Raw genomic sequence first — 16,351 nt, forward strand, 5'->3', positions numbered from 1 at the left:
ACCTCTACCATAACGACAGTTCCCCATCATTTTTGTTGTAAGCAATACCTAAGTGGTCATAGGCAAGCTTGGTTACCACACGCCCCCTTGGGGTTCTTTTTATGAACCCAATTTGGAGTAAAAATGGCTCATACACATCTTCTATGGTATCAACCTCTTCAGAAATGGAAGCGGCAATAGCCTCAATGCCCACCGGCCCCCCCTGGTATTTTTCAATCATTGTTTTTAAAATTAAACGATCGGTTGGATCTAAACCCAGCTCATCAATTTCCAATAAATCTAACGCTGCCTTAGCGTTATCAAGATTTATTACCCCGCTGCTCCGAACTTCTGCATAATCCCTTACTCGTTTTAATAATCTATTAGCTATGCGCGGTGTACCCCGGGAACGTTTGGCAATTTCAAAACTACCTTCAGGGGTAATTTCGGTTTTTAATAATGCTGCCGACCGATTTATTATTAGCATTAATTCTTCCACCGAATAAAACTCCAAGCGGTGGACCATACCAAAACGGTCGCGCAGAGGCGAAGTTAAAAGCCCCGCCCGGGTAGTAGCCCCAATTAAGGTAAATTTAGGCAAACTCAGCCTCAAGCTTCTGGCCCCCGGACCTTTGCCTAACATAATATCAAGAGCAAAATCCTCCATAGCAGAATATAAAACTTCTTCTACAATCCTGGGAAGTCTATGAATTTCATCGATAAACAACACATCTTTTTCCCCAAGATTAGTTAAAATTGCGGCTAAATCCCCAGGGCGTTCAAGGGCTGGGCCGGACGTTATTTTAATATTTACTCCCAGTTCATTAGCAATAATGGTAGCAAGAGTAGTTTTACCCAGACCGGGAGGTCCAAACAAAAGAACATGGTCTAAGGCTTCATTTCGTTTTTTTGCTGCTTCAATAAAAATTGAAATTGTTTCTTTTACCTTCTGCTGTCCAATATATTCACTTAATCTTCGCGGTCTTAGGCTAAACTCATTTTCATCTTCCGTTAACTCATATCCCGAAACTAATCTTTCCTCCATATTTTTTCACCTTATTTCTATTTATTTGTTTAAAAATCTTAAAGCAAGGGCAATACCTTCCTCGGGAGTTTTAACGCTTTTTTTATCTATTTTACCTAAAATTTCCCGGGCTTCAGCAGCCGACAGTCCTAAACTCAAAAGTCCCTTGTACACATCTCCCCACAAATCCTGGAAATTTTCCACGCTCTCTTCATTGCTTGTAAAAGAAGTATAGCCAATTTTATCTTTCAATTCAAGAAAGAGTCTCTGAGCATTTTTTTTACCGACCCCCGGTACCTTTGTTAATGCTTTTTCATCTTTATTGGCAATAACCCAATTTAACTTTTCCGGAGTAAATTCATTTAATATTGCTAACGCAGCTTTGGGACCAATACCAGAAACGCTTAGCAACAAATCAAAAAACTTTCTTGTTTCTTCATCGCTAAAACCATATAAGAACCAACCGTCTTCCCTAACTTGAAGGGAAGTATACATTACTACTTCCGAATTTAAGTTAAGGCTTCCCAATTCCCGGGGAAGAACCGCTACCTTAAAACCAATTCCATTAACATCAACAACCACCGAGTCAAGAGTTTTATCCAGTACTTTTCCTTTTAAAACGGCTATCAAAGCAATCCCCCCATTTTTAGAAAACCTGCATAGGCAATAGCTAAAGCATCAGCCACATCATCGGGTTTGGGAGGAGTTTTAAGCCCCAAAAGCTTAGCTATCATATACTCAACCTGACTTTTAGGAGCATGCCCGTAACCGGTTACAATGGTTTTCACTTCGACCGGCTTAAGCTCTAAAACAGGAATATCATTTAAAGCCGATGCTAATAAAACAACTCCTCGGGCTTCGCCAACAGAAATTGCCGTTTTTACATTTTTGCTAAAGAACAATTCTTCAACCACCACTATTTCCGGTTTTTCTTGAATAAGTATTTCATTAAGCTTTTGAAAAATTATCTTCAATCTTTTCTCCTTGGCAATTGGGGGCGTGGTTATTGCTTGATAATTTTTTACAATAAGTTTTCCATTTTTTTTCTCAAGTACACCAACTCCAACTATAGCCGTTCCCGGATCAATACCAATAATCTTCATTTTAACCTCCAAAAAGAGAAATAAGAGCCTTTATACGGCTCTTTTTAGTCAACCAGTTCAAAGTTGGCATATACCTCTTGTACATCATCATGTTCTTCAAAAAGATCTAAAAGTTTTAAAAGCTTCTGAGCCTCTTCTCCAGAAACCGGTACTGTAGTTTTAGGAAGCATGGTAATTTCGGCAATACTTGTTTTGATGCTTGCATTATTTAAAGCATCCTTAACCTTTTCAAAAGCTTCAGGCGCAGTTATAACCTCAAACTGGTCTCCTTCATCCTTTAAATCTTCAGCGCCAGCATCCAAAACTAAAAGCAAAATCTCTTCTTCATTAATTCCCGGATTATCTTCTTTGGGTATGGTAATATACCCTTTTTCCTCAAATATCCACTGAACGCTCCCCGCTTCCCCCATACTGCCGCCGTGCTTGGAAAAAAGATGCCTGATTTCGCCGGCAGTACGGTTGCGGTTATCGGTCATTATTTTTAGAAGAATAGCAACACCCCCAGGACCGTATCCTTCGTAAAAAACTTCTTCGTAACTTTCCGCAGCTAACTCACCGGTTCCTTTCATTATTGCCCGCTGAATATTCTCGTTAGGGATATTTGCTTCCCTGGCTCGAGCAATAGCCGCCTTAAGCCTGGGATTGGCTTCCGGATCTCCTCCCCCAAGTCTTGCTGCTACCATTATCTCCCGGGCAAGCTTGGTAAAAACTTTACCCCGCAGGGAATCCATCTTTTCTTTTCTATGTTTAATATTTGCCCATTTGGAATGACCAGCCATATAAAACAACCTCCCCAAGATATTTACAGCATCGGAACCTCCGGTATTCTCTTTTTATGTTGAGATTTTCTCTGCATTCTTTTTACAAAATCCACTAACTCCGCCGAACCTTCACCCGTTAATAAATAATGATCAATGTCTTTGTAAGTAAAGCCCATTTCACCTTCATCGGTTTGGCCTTCCCACAAACCGGCAGAAGGAGCTTTAGTAATTATCTTTTCAGGAAGTCCGAGATAGCGGGCAAACTCCCAAACTTCGGTTTTGGTTAAATTACCGATAGGCAATAGGTCAACGCCGCCATCACCCCATTTTGTAAAATAACCGATTTCTAACTCTGTTCGATTTCCCGTCCCTGCAACCAAATAATTTAAATTTGCAGCCCAGTAATAAAGGGTTGTCATTCTAAGACGCGGTTTAATGTTGGCCAAGGCAAGCTTTTCCGGCTCGTGAGGTGTGGCATTCTTTAAGCTTGAAACCAGAGCTTGATAAGGCTCATCTAAATTTACAACAATATATTTTAAATTTAAATGATTGGCTACCATTCGCGCATCCTCTTCATCCTCTGGATTACTAAAACAAGGCATAATAATCCCCAAGCTTTTTTCAGGAAAGGCCTTTTTGATCAAAGTAGCAACTACCGCAGAATCAACTCCACCGGACAATCCAACCAGTAGCCCGCTGGCATTGGCTTCCCTTGTTTTTTCCCTTAACCAATTTACTAATTTCTCAGTCTTTTCTTCCCAATTCACCCTCATCATCTCCTTAACAAGGAAAATTCTGATAAAGCTAAATTAATAAAGTGATTTATAAGTGGGTGTTGTTTTTTTCTCTTTAAATATAGCAAAAATAAATCCCTTTGCAAAGCTAAGCCCTTAATCCTGTGAGTCGAAACTAACCCTAACTTGGTTGCATTTCTTACAGCAATTTCGGAGCAAAAAGCTCCCCCCAGTCCCCCCTCTACTGCCGTTAACACCGCTTGATTACTTCCCAGCTCCATAACAATCTTAAGTTTCTTTTCTGATATACCAAAATTTTTTAAGGCTTTTTCCAGGAACATGCGGGTGCCCGAACCCTTTTCCCGCCAAATAAGCGGAATTTTTAGCAAATCGTCCGGTTCCAAAACTTCTTTTTGGGTGAGGGGGTGATTGGCCGGTAAGATAAACACTAACTCGTCTTTATAAAAAGGAACAAATTCCAAACGCGGGTTTTTTATTTCCGAACCTACCGCCCCAACATCATAGATACCATCCAAAATTTTAGCTACCACATCTCCCGTATCACTAATCTCAAGATTTACCTTTACCTGGGGGTAAGCCAAATTATATCTCCCCAAGAGCAAGGGCAAAAGATATTGCCCGGGGATATTACTTGCCCCGATATTTAAGATTCCCTTGGGATTTTCTTTGTTGCCGGAAATGTTTTGTTCTGCTTCCTCAAGAATCTTTAAAATTTCCTGAGCATATTTGTACAAAAGGGCCCCATCATCGGTAAGTTTGATTCCTTTTACATTTCTTTCTAATAATATTGTATTAAAATACTCTTCCAGCGACTGCAAATGCTTGGTTATCGCTGGCTGCGTTAAGTTTAGCAACTTTCCCGCTTTACTTAAACTTTTTTCATTTACTACAGTTATAAAGGTCTTAAAATACTCTACTTTCATAAAACCCTCCGCTACTCCACAACGATATAAAAGGGATAATTTTTCTGCCCCCCATAAAACTTTTCTACATCGCAAAAAGCATACTTCTCTTCCAGTAATGACACAAATTTTTCTGCTACATCTTCTAAAACTTCCTCTCCCGTAAAGACCGAAATTAAGCTGTTATCTTCATTAATTACCTTAGCAACTGCTTCCATTGAAGTTAAGAGCACATCTTTTCCTGCAGCAATAATATCACCGTTAAAAATCGCTATATAATCATCACTTTTTATTTCTAATTCACCAAACCTTACCTCTCTTACAGCTCTGGTAACTTCAATAACTTTTAAATTTTTTAAGTGTTCGTTTATTTTGGTAATTAATTCTTCGGGTTCGGCATTTTCATCAAAATATAAGGAAACCGCCACCGTTTGGGCCGGATTCTTTGTATTAACAATGGTAACACTTTTATTGGTAAGATTTTTAGCCTGTTCGGCAGCCAAGATAATGTTTTTATTGTTTGGAAATACTATTACTTTCGTTGCCGGAACACGATTAATTGCCTCCACAATAGCCGATACAGGAGGATTTGCCGTTTGTCCACCATCAACGATTTCATCTATACCCAGTTTTTGAAAAATTTCGCTAAATCCTTTACCCGGCGAAACCGCAACCATTCCCAGCTTTTTGGCAGGCTTTTGCTTTTCCTGACTTTGCTCCAACATATTATCAATTTTTATATTGTAAATTAAACCCCACCTTAACCCCAATTCTAAGGCTTCTCCGGGGTGATTAGTATGGATGTGAACTTTTACAACGTTTTCATCACCGGCAACGATTAAAGAACCTCCAATTTCCATTAATTCCTGCCGAATTTTCTCCAAGAATAATTTTTCCCCTTTGATAATAAACTCGGTACAGTAAATATAATCCATACCAACTTCATCTAACTCTTGTTCTTCCTTTTTTATGGAAAAATCTGCTTCCGGTAAATTTAATGTAATACTTTCATCTTTTAACCCGGCTAAACAGCCTTGCAAAAATAAAACAAGCCCCATACCACCAGAATCAACAACCCCTGCTTTTTTTAAGGCAGGTAAAAGTTCAGGGGTTTTAGCTAAAGCCACTTCTCCGTAACGAATTGCTTCGTCAATTAATTCAATAATGTTAACTTTGTTACGAATGCTTTTCTTAAATCCCTTACCGATTTCCCTTAATACCGTAAGGATTGTTCCTTCCACCGGTTGCGCTACAGCCCGGTAGGCGTAAACCACTCCGTATTGAAAAGCTTTTGATAATTCCGAAACACCTGCCTCGCGCTTGTTTTTAAATCCCCGGGCAAATCCGCGCAAAACCTGGGACAAAATAACCCCCGAATTTCCCCGGGCCCCAAACAGAGCACCCTGCGCAGCAATATCAGCCACCTTGCCCAAATGTACATCCATCGCTTGAGATATTTTTTCCGCAGCTACCTTTAAAGTTGCCGCCATGTTTGTTCCGGTATCACCATCAGGAACAGGAAACACATTTAGCTGATTTAATTTCTCCTTATTGCGCTCTAGATTCGCAGCAGCAGCAATAATCATCTTGGCATAATCAATACCATTAATTTTTTCCAACAATACCACTCCCTAATCCTTTGCTAAATATACCGTACCAAGAGCACCAGGTCCGATATGGCTTCCAATAACCGGTCCGGCAGAATATATTTCTATATCATTTCTCTTTAACTTTTCTGTCAATTTAGCTTGCATTTTCACCGCAGCATCCCGCGCATAAAATTCAACTACTCCAGCCCAAACCGCATCGTCGGGAATTAATTCGTATAATTTTTCAAAGGCTTTATTAAAAGTTCTTATTTTTTCCACAACCTCAATTGCCCCATCAACCATGGTCAAAACCGGTTTAATTTGCAAGATACTTCCAAAAAGAGCCGCAGCACCGCCAATCCGTCCTCCCCGATGCAAAAACTCCAAGCTATCGGGAACAAAATAAAGCTTCATTCTTGGAACCATACCAGTCAGTTCCTCAAAGATTTTTTTCGCAGGTTCACCCTCCCGGGCTTTCTGTACCGCATATTTTATCAAGTAAGTTTCAGCTCCCACAATTGCCTTGGAATCCAACACGTAAATTTTATCTTTTCCAACCTCATTTGCAGCCGTAAGGGCACTATTATACGTCCCGCTGAATTTTGAAGAAATAGTAATGCACACAATCTCGTACCCGAGACTTAACTTTTCTTCAAACACTTTTTTAAAAGCTGCGATAGGCGGTTGCGAAGTAGAAGGTCGTTCTTTGGTACTCATTAATATTTCATAAAATCTTTTGGTTTCGGCTAAATCGTCAACAAAATCATGTGGTCCAATATGCGCAGTAAGCGGAACTATTTCCAAGTATTCCTTATTACCCCCAACGTAATCGGAAGTCAAATAGCCAATGGAATCTGCCACTATAAAAGTCTTAGACATTACGTTCCCCCATTTCACAATTATTACAATTTTTTTAACAAAAATAAAAATTTTTTATACTACTTTAAGATTTTAATCAAAGAAATAATCAAATTCAACATTTTTCATAAATCGACAATAAAATACCCTTACCAAATCAACATACCTCTGGTATGATAAAAACGGAGGTGTTAATAAATGGTTAAACTGGTAAGAGAAGGGACAACCTTCGGTCAAAAAGATGTAATTGAGCTTTTGGTAGAGTTTTCCTCTTTTAAAGATCGGGTTAACAAAAAATTTAAAGAAATCGCCCGGGAGTTTGAAGGAAAAAGTAACGAACACGACCTATGGGTAAATCTTTATTTAATCGCTTCAGATTATGCCGAAGAAATGCAAAACCGTAAGGCCAAACAGGAAATGTTAAGCCAAAAAATAAGTTAAGAATTTTTAAGTACCAAAATTTCTTTTGGAGTTAATTCTCTATATTCCCCGGGGCTTAATTTATTATCTAAAATTAAGCCCCCAATCCTTATTCTTTTTAAGTAAACAACGGTCTTTCCCAAGGCTAAAAACATCCTTTTTACCTGATGATATCTTCCTTCGGTTATAACAATCGTTCCATGTTTATCTCCTACTTTACCGAGAAGTCGGGCAGGTTTGGTAAGGTAGTTATCTTCAAGCCTGATACCGGTTTTTATTTTTGAAAAATCTTCCTCTTCTAAAGGTTTATCCAGCTCAAAATAATATTCCTTCTCAACCTCTTTTTTGGGAGACGTTAAATGATGCGCTAACTGCCCATCATCGGTCAAAATGAGCAAACCTTCGGTATCAATGTCAAGTCGGCCAACCGGAAATATTTTCCGATGAACCGGAACTAAATCAACAACGGTAGGATAATGCCGGTCAACGGTAGCGGAAACATACCCTTTGGGTTTGTTTAACATAAAATAAACAAAGGGTTTATATTTAACTTCTTCACCCTTAACAATTACCTTATCGGTATCCACATTCAAGTTATATCCCGGGTCCTTCACCACCACGCCATTTACTTCAACCTTTCGTGCCTTTAAGAGTTTTCTAACCTCTTTACGGGTACCAAAACCCATATGAGCTAAAAATTTATCAATCCGCATTTTCATCCCCCTTTGCTTCATCGGCATTAATCTTGGCATTTGCAAAAATCGCCCGGTATTTCTCCATTAAAAGCGGAACTTTCCTTATGTAATTTTGCGTTTCCGAAATATAAAGATAATTATTGTTATAAACGTTGCCAGGTCCAGCATTATAAGCCGCTAAAGCTAACTGCCAGTTACCAAACCGTTTGTATTGAATTGCTAAATACCTGGCACCGCCAATAATATTTTGCTCGGGATCGTAAGGATCTACCCCTAAACCCCGGGCCGTTTTGGGCATCAATTGCATGAGACCAATTGCTCCCGCCGGACTTATCGCATTGGGATTTCCTCCGGACTCTTGCTCAATCACCGCGGCAATAAGCGCAGGATCTAAATTATAAAGTTCCGCCGCTTTAAAAATGTATTTTGACCAACGGAGAACCCTGTGCTTTTGGTCAATATACTCCATAAAATTCCTTGAACCCACAGCAACTTTTTGCCGGTCACCGGAAATATAAATGCGCATGGTCAAAAAGTCGGCAAAAGCCGTTAAGGCGTTTTTTAAATTGCTTTTAACAATAACCCCGGGAGAAAGGTCAAAATTACTTCGGTCTTTTCTGTTAAAATTCGTTAATTCATGTCCCAAAAAAGCAATGGTATCTTTTAAACCATTCTTAAATTCATAATATTTTTCCTTTTTAAAGGAAAGAGTTGCTTTTTTGTCGAGTTTAAACTCTTTCGGGACAACACTATAAGGGGGATTGTAGTTAGCTATTTTCATAATTAACATATCTTCAAGCTTTGCCGGTGTAAAATAAAGAAAAATTATTATTAAGAGTAATATAATACCAACTACCTTGGTTAACTCTAAAAAAATCCCTTTAACTTTCTTCCAAAGTCTATTAAACGGTCTACCCATCGGAAAATTTAAAACTGGTTTCAAACCCTTCTCCCCCAAAGCATCGGTTAGTTATGTTAATGTTCTACCTCTATTCCTTTATTTCCTGCAAAAAAAGGGGTGTAGTTTGCCACTACACCCTTAGTCTCCTTCACGAGAATACGGAATACCAACTGAAGCCGGTGGTTGAGCTTTTCTCACCACCCCTGCGAGAACTAACAGCGTTAACACATACGGTATCATTTTGATAAATTGATAGGGAACTACTTTACTTTGAACCACCCTCATACTAATGGCCTCGGCAAAACCAAAGAGGAAGGAAGCCCAAAATGAACCGTAAGGCATCCAGTTTCCAAAGATCATCGCTGCTAAAGCAATAAATCCCTTACCCTGGGTCATGCCTTCTACATACATATGGGTGTGTTCAATCGAGAGATAAGCACCAGCAAGTCCAGCAAAAGCCCCGCTAATTATTACCCCTAAATAACGATAGGGTATTACTTTAACACCAAGAGTATCCGCTGCTAAGGGATTTTCCCCGACAGCTTTTAAACGCAAGCCAAAAACAGTTTTTTCCAATACCCAGTAAGTAACAAAAACAAGCAAAATCCCAAGAATAATTATCGGCGAAATATCCGTAGCAATTGGTTTTAAAACGCTGATATTCTTTAAAACCGGAATATCAATTTTCGGTAAACCATTAACACTGGGACTGGTAGTAGCCATGCCAAACAACGCAATACTAAAAAATCTGGCCAAGCCGTAAGCCAGGATATTTATCGCCACTCCCGAGACGATTTGGTCGACCCGGTAAGTAACGGTAACCACCGCGTGAATCAATGCCACCAACATCCCCATGGCAATTGCCAGCAAAAATCCACCTACAGGACCATAATGCAACGCACCGTAGGCTCCCCAAAAGGCTCCAGTCATCATCATACCTTCAAGGCCTATATTGGTAACACCACTGCGTTCTGAGTAAATCGCACCTAACGCGGTAATTAAAACAGGAATGGTCATGCGAAGAGCCGAGGCTAACATTTCCATAATATCGCCCATTATTAAGCCTCCTTCTTCTCTAATCTCTTTACATAACGTCCCAAAATGTTAGCAGCAACTACTACACTTAAAATAATTATTCCCTGCATGATAACAATGGTTTCCATGGGCACACCCATAAAGGTTTGTACACCCTCGGCACCACGATTGAGAAAACCAAAAAGCAATGCTGCTAAAACAATTCCGAAGGGGTTATTGTTACCCATCAAAGCAACGGCAATACCGTTAAAACCAAAGTTTTTCGGAAAGTCCAAATCCATATAGCCATAGAAACTCAGTAAATGGGAAAGACCGATCAACCCCGCAATAGCTCCGCTTAATAAAAAGCCTTTAAAATATACTTTATTAGGGTTAATACCTGCAGCTTCGGAAGCTTTGGGGTTACTTCCCACCGCACGAATTTCATACCCAAAAGGAGTGTGCCAAAGTAAATAATACATTCCCACCGCTAAAAGCAATCCAATTACAAAAAACCAGTTCAGGTAAACATAGTTTGGCAAATCTATACCAAAAAAGCTTAAAAACCCGTGAAGCTTTGGCATTAAAGCCGTTTCAGCAAAATGCGGAGTCCGAATTAAAGGACTACCCAATCCTTCAGGTACTTTTTGGTTGCGGTCCATAAAAAGATCCGCAATAAAATAGTGAATTAACGAATAGGCAATATAATTAAGCATGATGGTACTGATAACCTCATGAACTCCGCGGCGTACCTTTAAGTAAATGGGAACAAAAGCCCATAATACTCCTCCCAGCATGGCTGCCAAAATGGCCAGAGGCAAATGAATAAATGCCGGAATTCCGCTCAAAGTAAAGCCCACAAAGGCGGCAAAAAAAGCCCCTATAAAGTACTGGCCTTCCACTCCAATGTTAAAAAGTCCCATTTTAAAACTTAAGGCCACTGCCAACCCGGAAAAAATAAGTGGTGTTGCGTTAAATAAAATTGCGCCAACACTATCAGCCCTTCCCAGGCTAAACTCAATCATTGTTTGGTAAACTTCAATGGGACTTTTGCCAATTGCAACTATTAATACCGAGCTTAACGCAATGGCAAACAATATGGCAACTATTGGCGTTAAAAGCTGTAGTAGTATTATTTTGAACCGTTTATTCATTAACCTACCCCCACTTCCTTATGTGCCCCGAGCATATACTGACCTATTTCTTCCAATTCCATTTCACCCGGCACAAACTCTTTGACAATTTCCCCATTAAACATAATACCTACCCGGTCAGAAAGGGAAAGAACTTCTTCTAAATCGGCAGAAATTAAAAGCACAGCTTTTCCGTTATTCCGGGCTTCAATTAATTTTTTATGAACAAATTCAATGGCCCCTATATCCAGTCCTCTAACCGGCTGAGCAGCAATAATTAAATCAGGCTCATAACTTAATTCGCGGGCTAAAATTACCTTTTGCTGGTTTCCACCGGAAAGGTTACGAATTGCCAGTTCAATAGAGCCTAAACGTATATCAAATTCTTCAACCTTTTTATTGGTCAGGGATTTGATTTTATCCCTGAAAAGTTTCCACCATCGGCTATACTCTTTTTTGCGTTCCAAGCCAAGGACCATATTTTCCCAAACGGTCATCGGTAAAACCAGTCCTCGCTGATGCCTGTCCTCGGGAATATAACCAACCCCGATTTCCCTGATGGCTTTGGTATCAAGTCCTTTATTGCTCTTACCCTTTATTAATATTTCCCCGCCATCATAAGGTAATAGTCCCATAATTGCTTCTACCAGTTCTCTTTGACCGTTCCCTTCCACACCGGCTATACCGTAAATTTCTCCGGCACGAATGGCCAAACTAAGTTTATTTAACTGATGGCGGTCAATGCTGCCTTTTACTTCTAAGTTCCTTACTTCTAAAATTACATCACCGGTTTTTACGATCGGCTTTTCAAGTCTAAACAATACCGGTCTCCCTACCATCATTTCTGCTAACTGTTTTTTACTGGTTTCGGAAGCTTTTACGGTACCAACAACTTTCCCCCGCCGCAAAACCGTAATTCTATCCGAAATCTCCAGCACTTCGTCAAGTTTATGGCTGATAAATAAAATTGTTTTCCCTTCCTGTTTTAATTTCCTTAGGTTTACAAACAGTTCTTTAACTTCCTGAGGTGTCAAAACCGCGGTGGGCTCATCCAGGATTAGTATCTCAGCCCCGCGGTATAAAATTTTTAAAATCTCTACCCGTTGCTGGTGCCCTACCGATAAATCCCCGACCTGGGCATTTAGGTCTAACTTAAAGTCGTACAATTCACATAATTCTTCCACTTTTTTCTTGGCCTTGGCAAAGTCTATCACTCCACCGGGACTATTTTCGTAACCAAGAATAATGTTTTGAACTACATTAAAACGGTTTATTAACATAAAATGCTGGTGAACCATTCCGATACCTTTATTAATGGCATCCCGGGGGCCGTTAATCCTCACTTTTTCTCCTTTTAAAAACATCTCTCCCTCATCCGGCTGATACAATCCGGTAATAATTTTCATTAGCGTACTTTTCCCGGCGCCATTTTCTCCAACCAAAGCATGCACTTCCCCTTTGAGGGCATCAAAGGAGATGTTGTCGTTGGCTACCAGCCCGGGAAAACGTTTGGTAATTCCCTTTAGTTCCAGAACTTTTTCCACCGTATTTCCCCTTTCCTCGTTTTTACCAAAATAGCAATAAAACTAATAAGAGGAGATGACAAAACTGTCATCCCCCCTCGCTCAGTATAACGGTTTTAAACGTTTTTGTAAAGTTTTTATTAAGTTAATTTTAAAATGCTACTTTATTTCCTTTTTACTGGTGGGTACTTTAATTTCTCCATTGATAATTTTTGTTTTGATTTCTTCAAGTCTTGGTTTAATGTCGGCGATCAAATCCTTGTTAAACTCATTTTCCGCATACCCAACGCCATTTTCTTTAAGACCAAATTCCTTGTACCCGCCCTTAAAGTTGTTCTCTACCATGCTTTTAATGGTCTCAAATACCGCGGTATCAACCCGTTTTAACATACTGGTTAAAATGTAAGGTCTTTGCGCTTCAGGAGCAGTTAACGATTGGTCGGAGTCAACCCCAATCACAAATTTTTTCTGACTAGCAGCTGCTTCAATTACCCCTACCCCGGAAGCTCCGGAAGCATGATAAATAACATCTGCACCGTTTTTAATTTGCTTCAAGGTCAATTCCTTACCTTTAACAGGATCTTTAAAGGCATCACCAGTAGTACCAATGTAATCGGATAAAACCTGAATATTGGGGTTAATGTATTTTGCTCCGGCAATATAACCAGCTTCAAATTTTTCAATTAAAGGAATTTTCATTCCGCCCACAAATCCAATTTTGCCAGTTTTACTCTTTAAAGCTGCCGCAGCACCTACCAAGAAAGAGCCTTCATGTTCTTTAAAAAGCAAACAAGAAATATTGCTGTCTTCCTTTAAATCAGGTACATACCCGTCAATTAAAGCGAACTTGGTTTCCGGAAAGTCCTTGGCCACTTTTGCTATGGCATCGGTAAACATGAAACCTACACCAAACACCAGATCATACTTATCTTGAGCCAGTAATCTTAAGAGTTGCTCCCGGTTTTCCCCACCGGCCGAAGGTTCAAGATATTTAACTTCAATTTTGTCACCAAACTCTTTCTGGGCTCTTTCTAAACCCGCATATGCTGCATCGTTAAAAGATTTATCTCCCCGGCCGCCAACGTCAAAAACAAGTCCAACTTTAATTTTCTTAGTTTCCTCCTGTTTGGCAGGCTCTTCGGTTTTCTTGGCACATCCAGCTAATAACGTTGAAGTTGCAAAAATCACTAAGACAAAGGCAACCAACAAAGATTTAAATTTACGCATCCCTTTTCCTCCTTTATAAACTTACTTAAAATTTACTTTACATACATTAACATAACCAAAAAAAATAAATTTTTTACCCCGTCACCTCCTAATACAGTACACAGTATTCTTTTTTTCTCAAGTTACCCTTTTTCCTGCCTCGTAATTTATTCGACAAATTCTTTTATATTCCTGCTGGATTAACAAATTCGCGGTAAATTTTCCCCCAAAGGCATGTTGATAATTCTTTCACCACCAATACGGTTCTTTACGTAAACCAACCCTGCCGGAGCTTCCTTAACTTCTCCAATTATCGCGGCATCTTTCCCTAAAGGATGAGCCTTTATTTTTTCTAAAGCTTTTTCCGCTATCTCTGGAGGCACAATCATAATTACCTTCCCTTCATTTGCTAAAGCATAAACATCCAATCCCAAATATCCGCATAAAGTTTTAACCTGCGGCCTAATGGGAACTTTCTCCTCCCAGAGCTCAATACCCACATTGCTTTGTTTGGCAATTTCATTTAAGGTTGCCGCTAATCCCCCCCGGCTCGGGTCCCGCATAGCATGAACCGGATATTCCTGAATAATAGACTTTACAAGTTCATTTAAAGGCGCACAGTCGCTCGTAAAATCTCCCGGAATATTTTCCCGTACTGCTAATATTGCGGCTCCGTGATCTCCTAAATAGCCGTTGACGAGAATTTTATCCCCGGGTCTGGCCTTTTTCCCTGACGGATTATTCGGGGTGTTAATTATACCAAGACCCGCGGTATTTATATAAATTTTATCCCCTTTACCTTTTTCTACCACTTTAGTATCCCCGGTAACAATTTTTACTCCCGCTTTTTCTGCCGCTTGAGCAATTGATTGGATAATTTTTTCTAACTCGCTTAGTTCTAATCCCTCTTCTAAAATGAGTCCCAAAGACAAAAATAAGGGTTCTGCCCCCATCACCGCTAAATCATTTACGGTTCCGTATACTGCTAATTTACCAATATCTCCGCCGGGAAAAAATAGTGGGTTTACTACAAAACTATCGGTAGAAAACACAACTTTTGTTCCAGGAAGGGATAATACCGCACCATCGTCCCCCTGCTGAAGGTATTCGTTATTTAAATATTTTTTAAAAAGGTTTTCAATTAATCGTTCGGTTAACCGTCCCCCCGCCCCATGGGCCAGCGTAACTATTTCCATCATATTTACCTCCTACCGTATTTATAATAAGCTGCACAACTACCTTCGCTGGATACCATACAAGCGCCTACGGGCTTTTCCGGGGTACACCCTTTGGCAAAAAGAGGGCACTCGGGAGGTAGCATCCTCCCCAACATAATTTCACCGCACTTGCAACCCCGGGGAACAATCGGCGGCTTTTCTCTCAAACCATATTTTTTTCGCGCATCATATTGGGAATACCTTTCACGAATAAATAATCCTGACAACGGGATAGTACCTATTCCCCGCCAATTGGCATCGCCTTTTTCAAAAACTTCCTCGATAATCCTCTGGGCTTCCACATTTCCTTGTTCCCTTACGACATGGGGATAAGCGTTATAATAACTTGGTTCTTTTTTTAAAATTGATTTAACTACCAAACTTATTCCTAAAAGAAGCTCTTCGGCGGTAAATCCTGTAACCGCAGCAGGTATTTGATAATTTTCGGTAATAAATCTAAAAGCTTTGGCTCCAATTACTGCTGAAACATGGCCGGGTAAAATAAATCCGTCAATTAAGCTGTTGTGCTCCACCAAAAATTCAAGGGCAGGAGGCACTGTTTTTACCGCCAAAAACATGGAAAAATTTTTAAGTTTTTTCGTATATGCTTCCAAAATTGTCGCTCCTAAAGCCGGCGCAGTGGTTTCAAACCCGGCTCCAAAAAATACCACTTCAATATTGGGATTTTTTTCGGCAAATTCAATTGCATTCCGGGGAGAATAAGCAACTTTTACAGAAAAGCCCTGGGCTTTTAAAATACTTAAAGCTCGCCCCTCTCCGGGAACTTTCAGCATATCCCCAAAAGTAAATAGGGTAACTTTATGTTTCTCAAGAAGCTCAAAAGCCTCTACCATTATTTCCTCTCCAGTTACACATACCGGGCAACCAGGCCCAGAAATAAGGTTGATATTTTGAGGAAGTAAACTCCGAATCCCATGCTCGAACAACGCCATTGTGTGCGTGCCACAAACTTCCATAATATTAATGGTTAAGTCGCTTTTCTGAACTATTTCCATAATTTCACGAAAAGATTTTAATATGCTGCTGTTTGTCATTCCCATCTTAACTCCTTTAACAATTCCACCGTTTCTTGATAAGCCTCCTTGGAAATTATTTCCACTGCATAACCGGTGTGAATCAAGACGTAATCCCCTTCTTTGGCTTCAGGAACCATTATAAGGCTAACTGGTTGCCTTACTCCCCCTAAATCAACTACCCCAATATCGCCCTCTATTTTTTCAATTTTACCGGCAACTGCAAGGCACATAAAA

18 protein-coding genes are annotated in these 16,351 nt (G+C 39.9%); 1 reads left to right on the forward strand and 17 read right to left on the reverse strand.

From position 1 onward, the window contains the following. Positions 1-4: 4 nt before the first annotated feature. Genes ruvB through CARFE_RS0109025 form a run of 8 tightly spaced genes read right to left on the reverse strand, consistent with a single transcriptional unit; the run spans position 5 to position 6,992 of the window. Entirely contained in the window at positions 5-1,024 is a 1,020-nt protein-coding gene (ruvB, locus tag CARFE_RS0108990) for a Holliday junction branch migration DNA helicase RuvB (RefSeq protein WP_028052523.1), read from the reverse strand. 21 nt (positions 1,025-1,045) lie between these two features. After that, positions 1,046-1,633, reverse strand: a complete 588-nt coding sequence (gene ruvA / locus CARFE_RS0108995) for a Holliday junction branch migration protein RuvA (protein WP_011344430.1) — start codon at positions 1,631-1,633, stop codon at positions 1,046-1,048. Beyond that, on the reverse strand, positions 1,630-2,106 hold the full coding sequence (gene ruvC, locus CARFE_RS0109000) for a crossover junction endodeoxyribonuclease RuvC (protein WP_028052524.1): 477 nt from the start codon (positions 2,104-2,106) through the stop codon (positions 1,630-1,632). Before ruvC ends, ruvA begins: the two co-directional genes overlap by 4 nt. Positions 2,107-2,150: 44 nt before the next feature. Further along, positions 2,151-2,885 carry a YebC/PmpR family DNA-binding transcriptional regulator gene (locus CARFE_RS0109005; protein WP_028052525.1) on the reverse strand — a complete coding sequence of 245 codons (735 nt, stop codon included), beginning with the start codon at positions 2,883-2,885 and terminating at the stop codon, positions 2,151-2,153. A 23-nt stretch (positions 2,886-2,908) separates the two neighbouring features. Further along, positions 2,909-3,640, reverse strand: a complete 732-nt coding sequence (locus CARFE_RS0109010; protein ID WP_028052526.1) for an NAD+ synthase — start codon at positions 3,638-3,640, stop codon at positions 2,909-2,911. Next, entirely contained in the window at positions 3,640-4,545 is a 906-nt protein-coding gene (locus CARFE_RS0109015; protein ID WP_011344434.1) for a selenium metabolism-associated LysR family transcriptional regulator, read from the reverse strand. The genes CARFE_RS0109010 and CARFE_RS0109015 overlap by 1 nt, the downstream gene beginning before the upstream one ends. Before the next feature lie 11 nt (positions 4,546-4,556). Further along, the gene (locus tag CARFE_RS0109020) at positions 4,557-6,143 is read right to left on the reverse strand and encodes a DAK2 domain-containing protein (protein WP_051250255.1); all 1,587 of its coding nucleotides are present in this window, start codon (positions 6,141-6,143) and stop codon (positions 4,557-4,559) included. Positions 6,144-6,155: 12 nt separating this feature from the next. Further along, positions 6,156-6,992, reverse strand: a complete 837-nt coding sequence (locus CARFE_RS0109025) for a DegV family protein (protein WP_028052528.1) — start codon at positions 6,990-6,992, stop codon at positions 6,156-6,158. 177 nt (positions 6,993-7,169) lie between these two features. Here CARFE_RS0109025 and CARFE_RS0109030 point away from each other — a divergent pair, with 177 nt between their 5' ends. After that, on the forward strand, positions 7,170-7,412 hold the full coding sequence (locus CARFE_RS0109030) for a hypothetical protein (RefSeq protein WP_011344437.1): 243 nt from the start codon (positions 7,170-7,172) through the stop codon (positions 7,410-7,412). Here the strand turns inward: CARFE_RS0109030 and CARFE_RS0109035 are convergent. The 9 genes from CARFE_RS0109035 to CARFE_RS0109075 all read right to left on the reverse strand — a co-directional run bounded on the left by CARFE_RS0109035 (position 7,409) and on the right by CARFE_RS0109075 (position 16,347). Then, entirely contained in the window at positions 7,409-8,104 is a 696-nt protein-coding gene (locus CARFE_RS0109035) for a pseudouridine synthase (protein ID WP_179393728.1), read from the reverse strand. The two genes, CARFE_RS0109030 and CARFE_RS0109035, sit on opposite strands and share 4 nt — an antisense overlap. Beyond that, on the reverse strand, positions 8,094-9,029 hold the full coding sequence (locus CARFE_RS16940; protein WP_051250256.1) for a lytic transglycosylase domain-containing protein: 936 nt from the start codon (positions 9,027-9,029) through the stop codon (positions 8,094-8,096). The genes CARFE_RS0109035 and CARFE_RS16940 overlap by 11 nt, the downstream gene beginning before the upstream one ends. A 96-nt stretch (positions 9,030-9,125) precedes the next feature. Beyond that, positions 9,126-10,043 (reverse strand): ABC transporter permease, encoded by a 918-nt coding sequence (locus CARFE_RS0109045; RefSeq protein WP_028052530.1) that lies wholly within the window; start codon positions 10,041-10,043, stop codon positions 9,126-9,128. Positions 10,044-10,045: 2 nt separating this feature from the next. Next, complete coding sequence (locus CARFE_RS0109050; RefSeq protein WP_028052531.1) at positions 10,046-11,155, reverse strand: ABC transporter permease; 1,110 nt, start codon at positions 11,153-11,155, stop codon at positions 10,046-10,048. After that, positions 11,155-12,678 carry an ABC transporter ATP-binding protein gene (locus tag CARFE_RS0109055; RefSeq protein WP_028052532.1) on the reverse strand — a complete coding sequence of 508 codons (1,524 nt, stop codon included), beginning with the start codon at positions 12,676-12,678 and terminating at the stop codon, positions 11,155-11,157. The genes CARFE_RS0109050 and CARFE_RS0109055 overlap by 1 nt, the downstream gene beginning before the upstream one ends. A gap of 138 nt (positions 12,679-12,816) precedes the next feature. Next, positions 12,817-13,884 carry a BMP family lipoprotein gene (locus CARFE_RS0109060; RefSeq protein ID WP_028052533.1) on the reverse strand — a complete coding sequence of 356 codons (1,068 nt, stop codon included), beginning with the start codon at positions 13,882-13,884 and terminating at the stop codon, positions 12,817-12,819. Positions 13,885-14,063: 179 nt separating this feature from the next. Next, positions 14,064-15,059, reverse strand: coding sequence for a hydrogenase expression/formation protein HypE (gene hypE, locus CARFE_RS0109065; protein WP_028052534.1), 996 nt, complete (start codon positions 15,057-15,059; stop codon positions 14,064-14,066). A gap of 5 nt (positions 15,060-15,064) precedes the next feature. Beyond that, on the reverse strand, positions 15,065-16,135 hold the full coding sequence (gene hypD / locus CARFE_RS0109070) for a hydrogenase formation protein HypD (RefSeq protein ID WP_245570773.1): 1,071 nt from the start codon (positions 16,133-16,135) through the stop codon (positions 15,065-15,067). Continuing rightward, the gene (locus CARFE_RS0109075; protein WP_028052536.1) at positions 16,132-16,347 is read right to left on the reverse strand and encodes a HypC/HybG/HupF family hydrogenase formation chaperone; all 216 of its coding nucleotides are present in this window, start codon (positions 16,345-16,347) and stop codon (positions 16,132-16,134) included. Before CARFE_RS0109075 ends, hypD begins: the two co-directional genes overlap by 4 nt. Between the last annotated feature and the right edge of the window lie 4 nt (positions 16,348-16,351).

The organism is Carboxydothermus ferrireducens DSM 11255 (assembly GCF_000427565.1).
Lineage (GTDB): Bacteria > Bacillota > Z-2901 > Carboxydothermales > Carboxydothermaceae > Carboxydothermus > Carboxydothermus hydrogenoformans.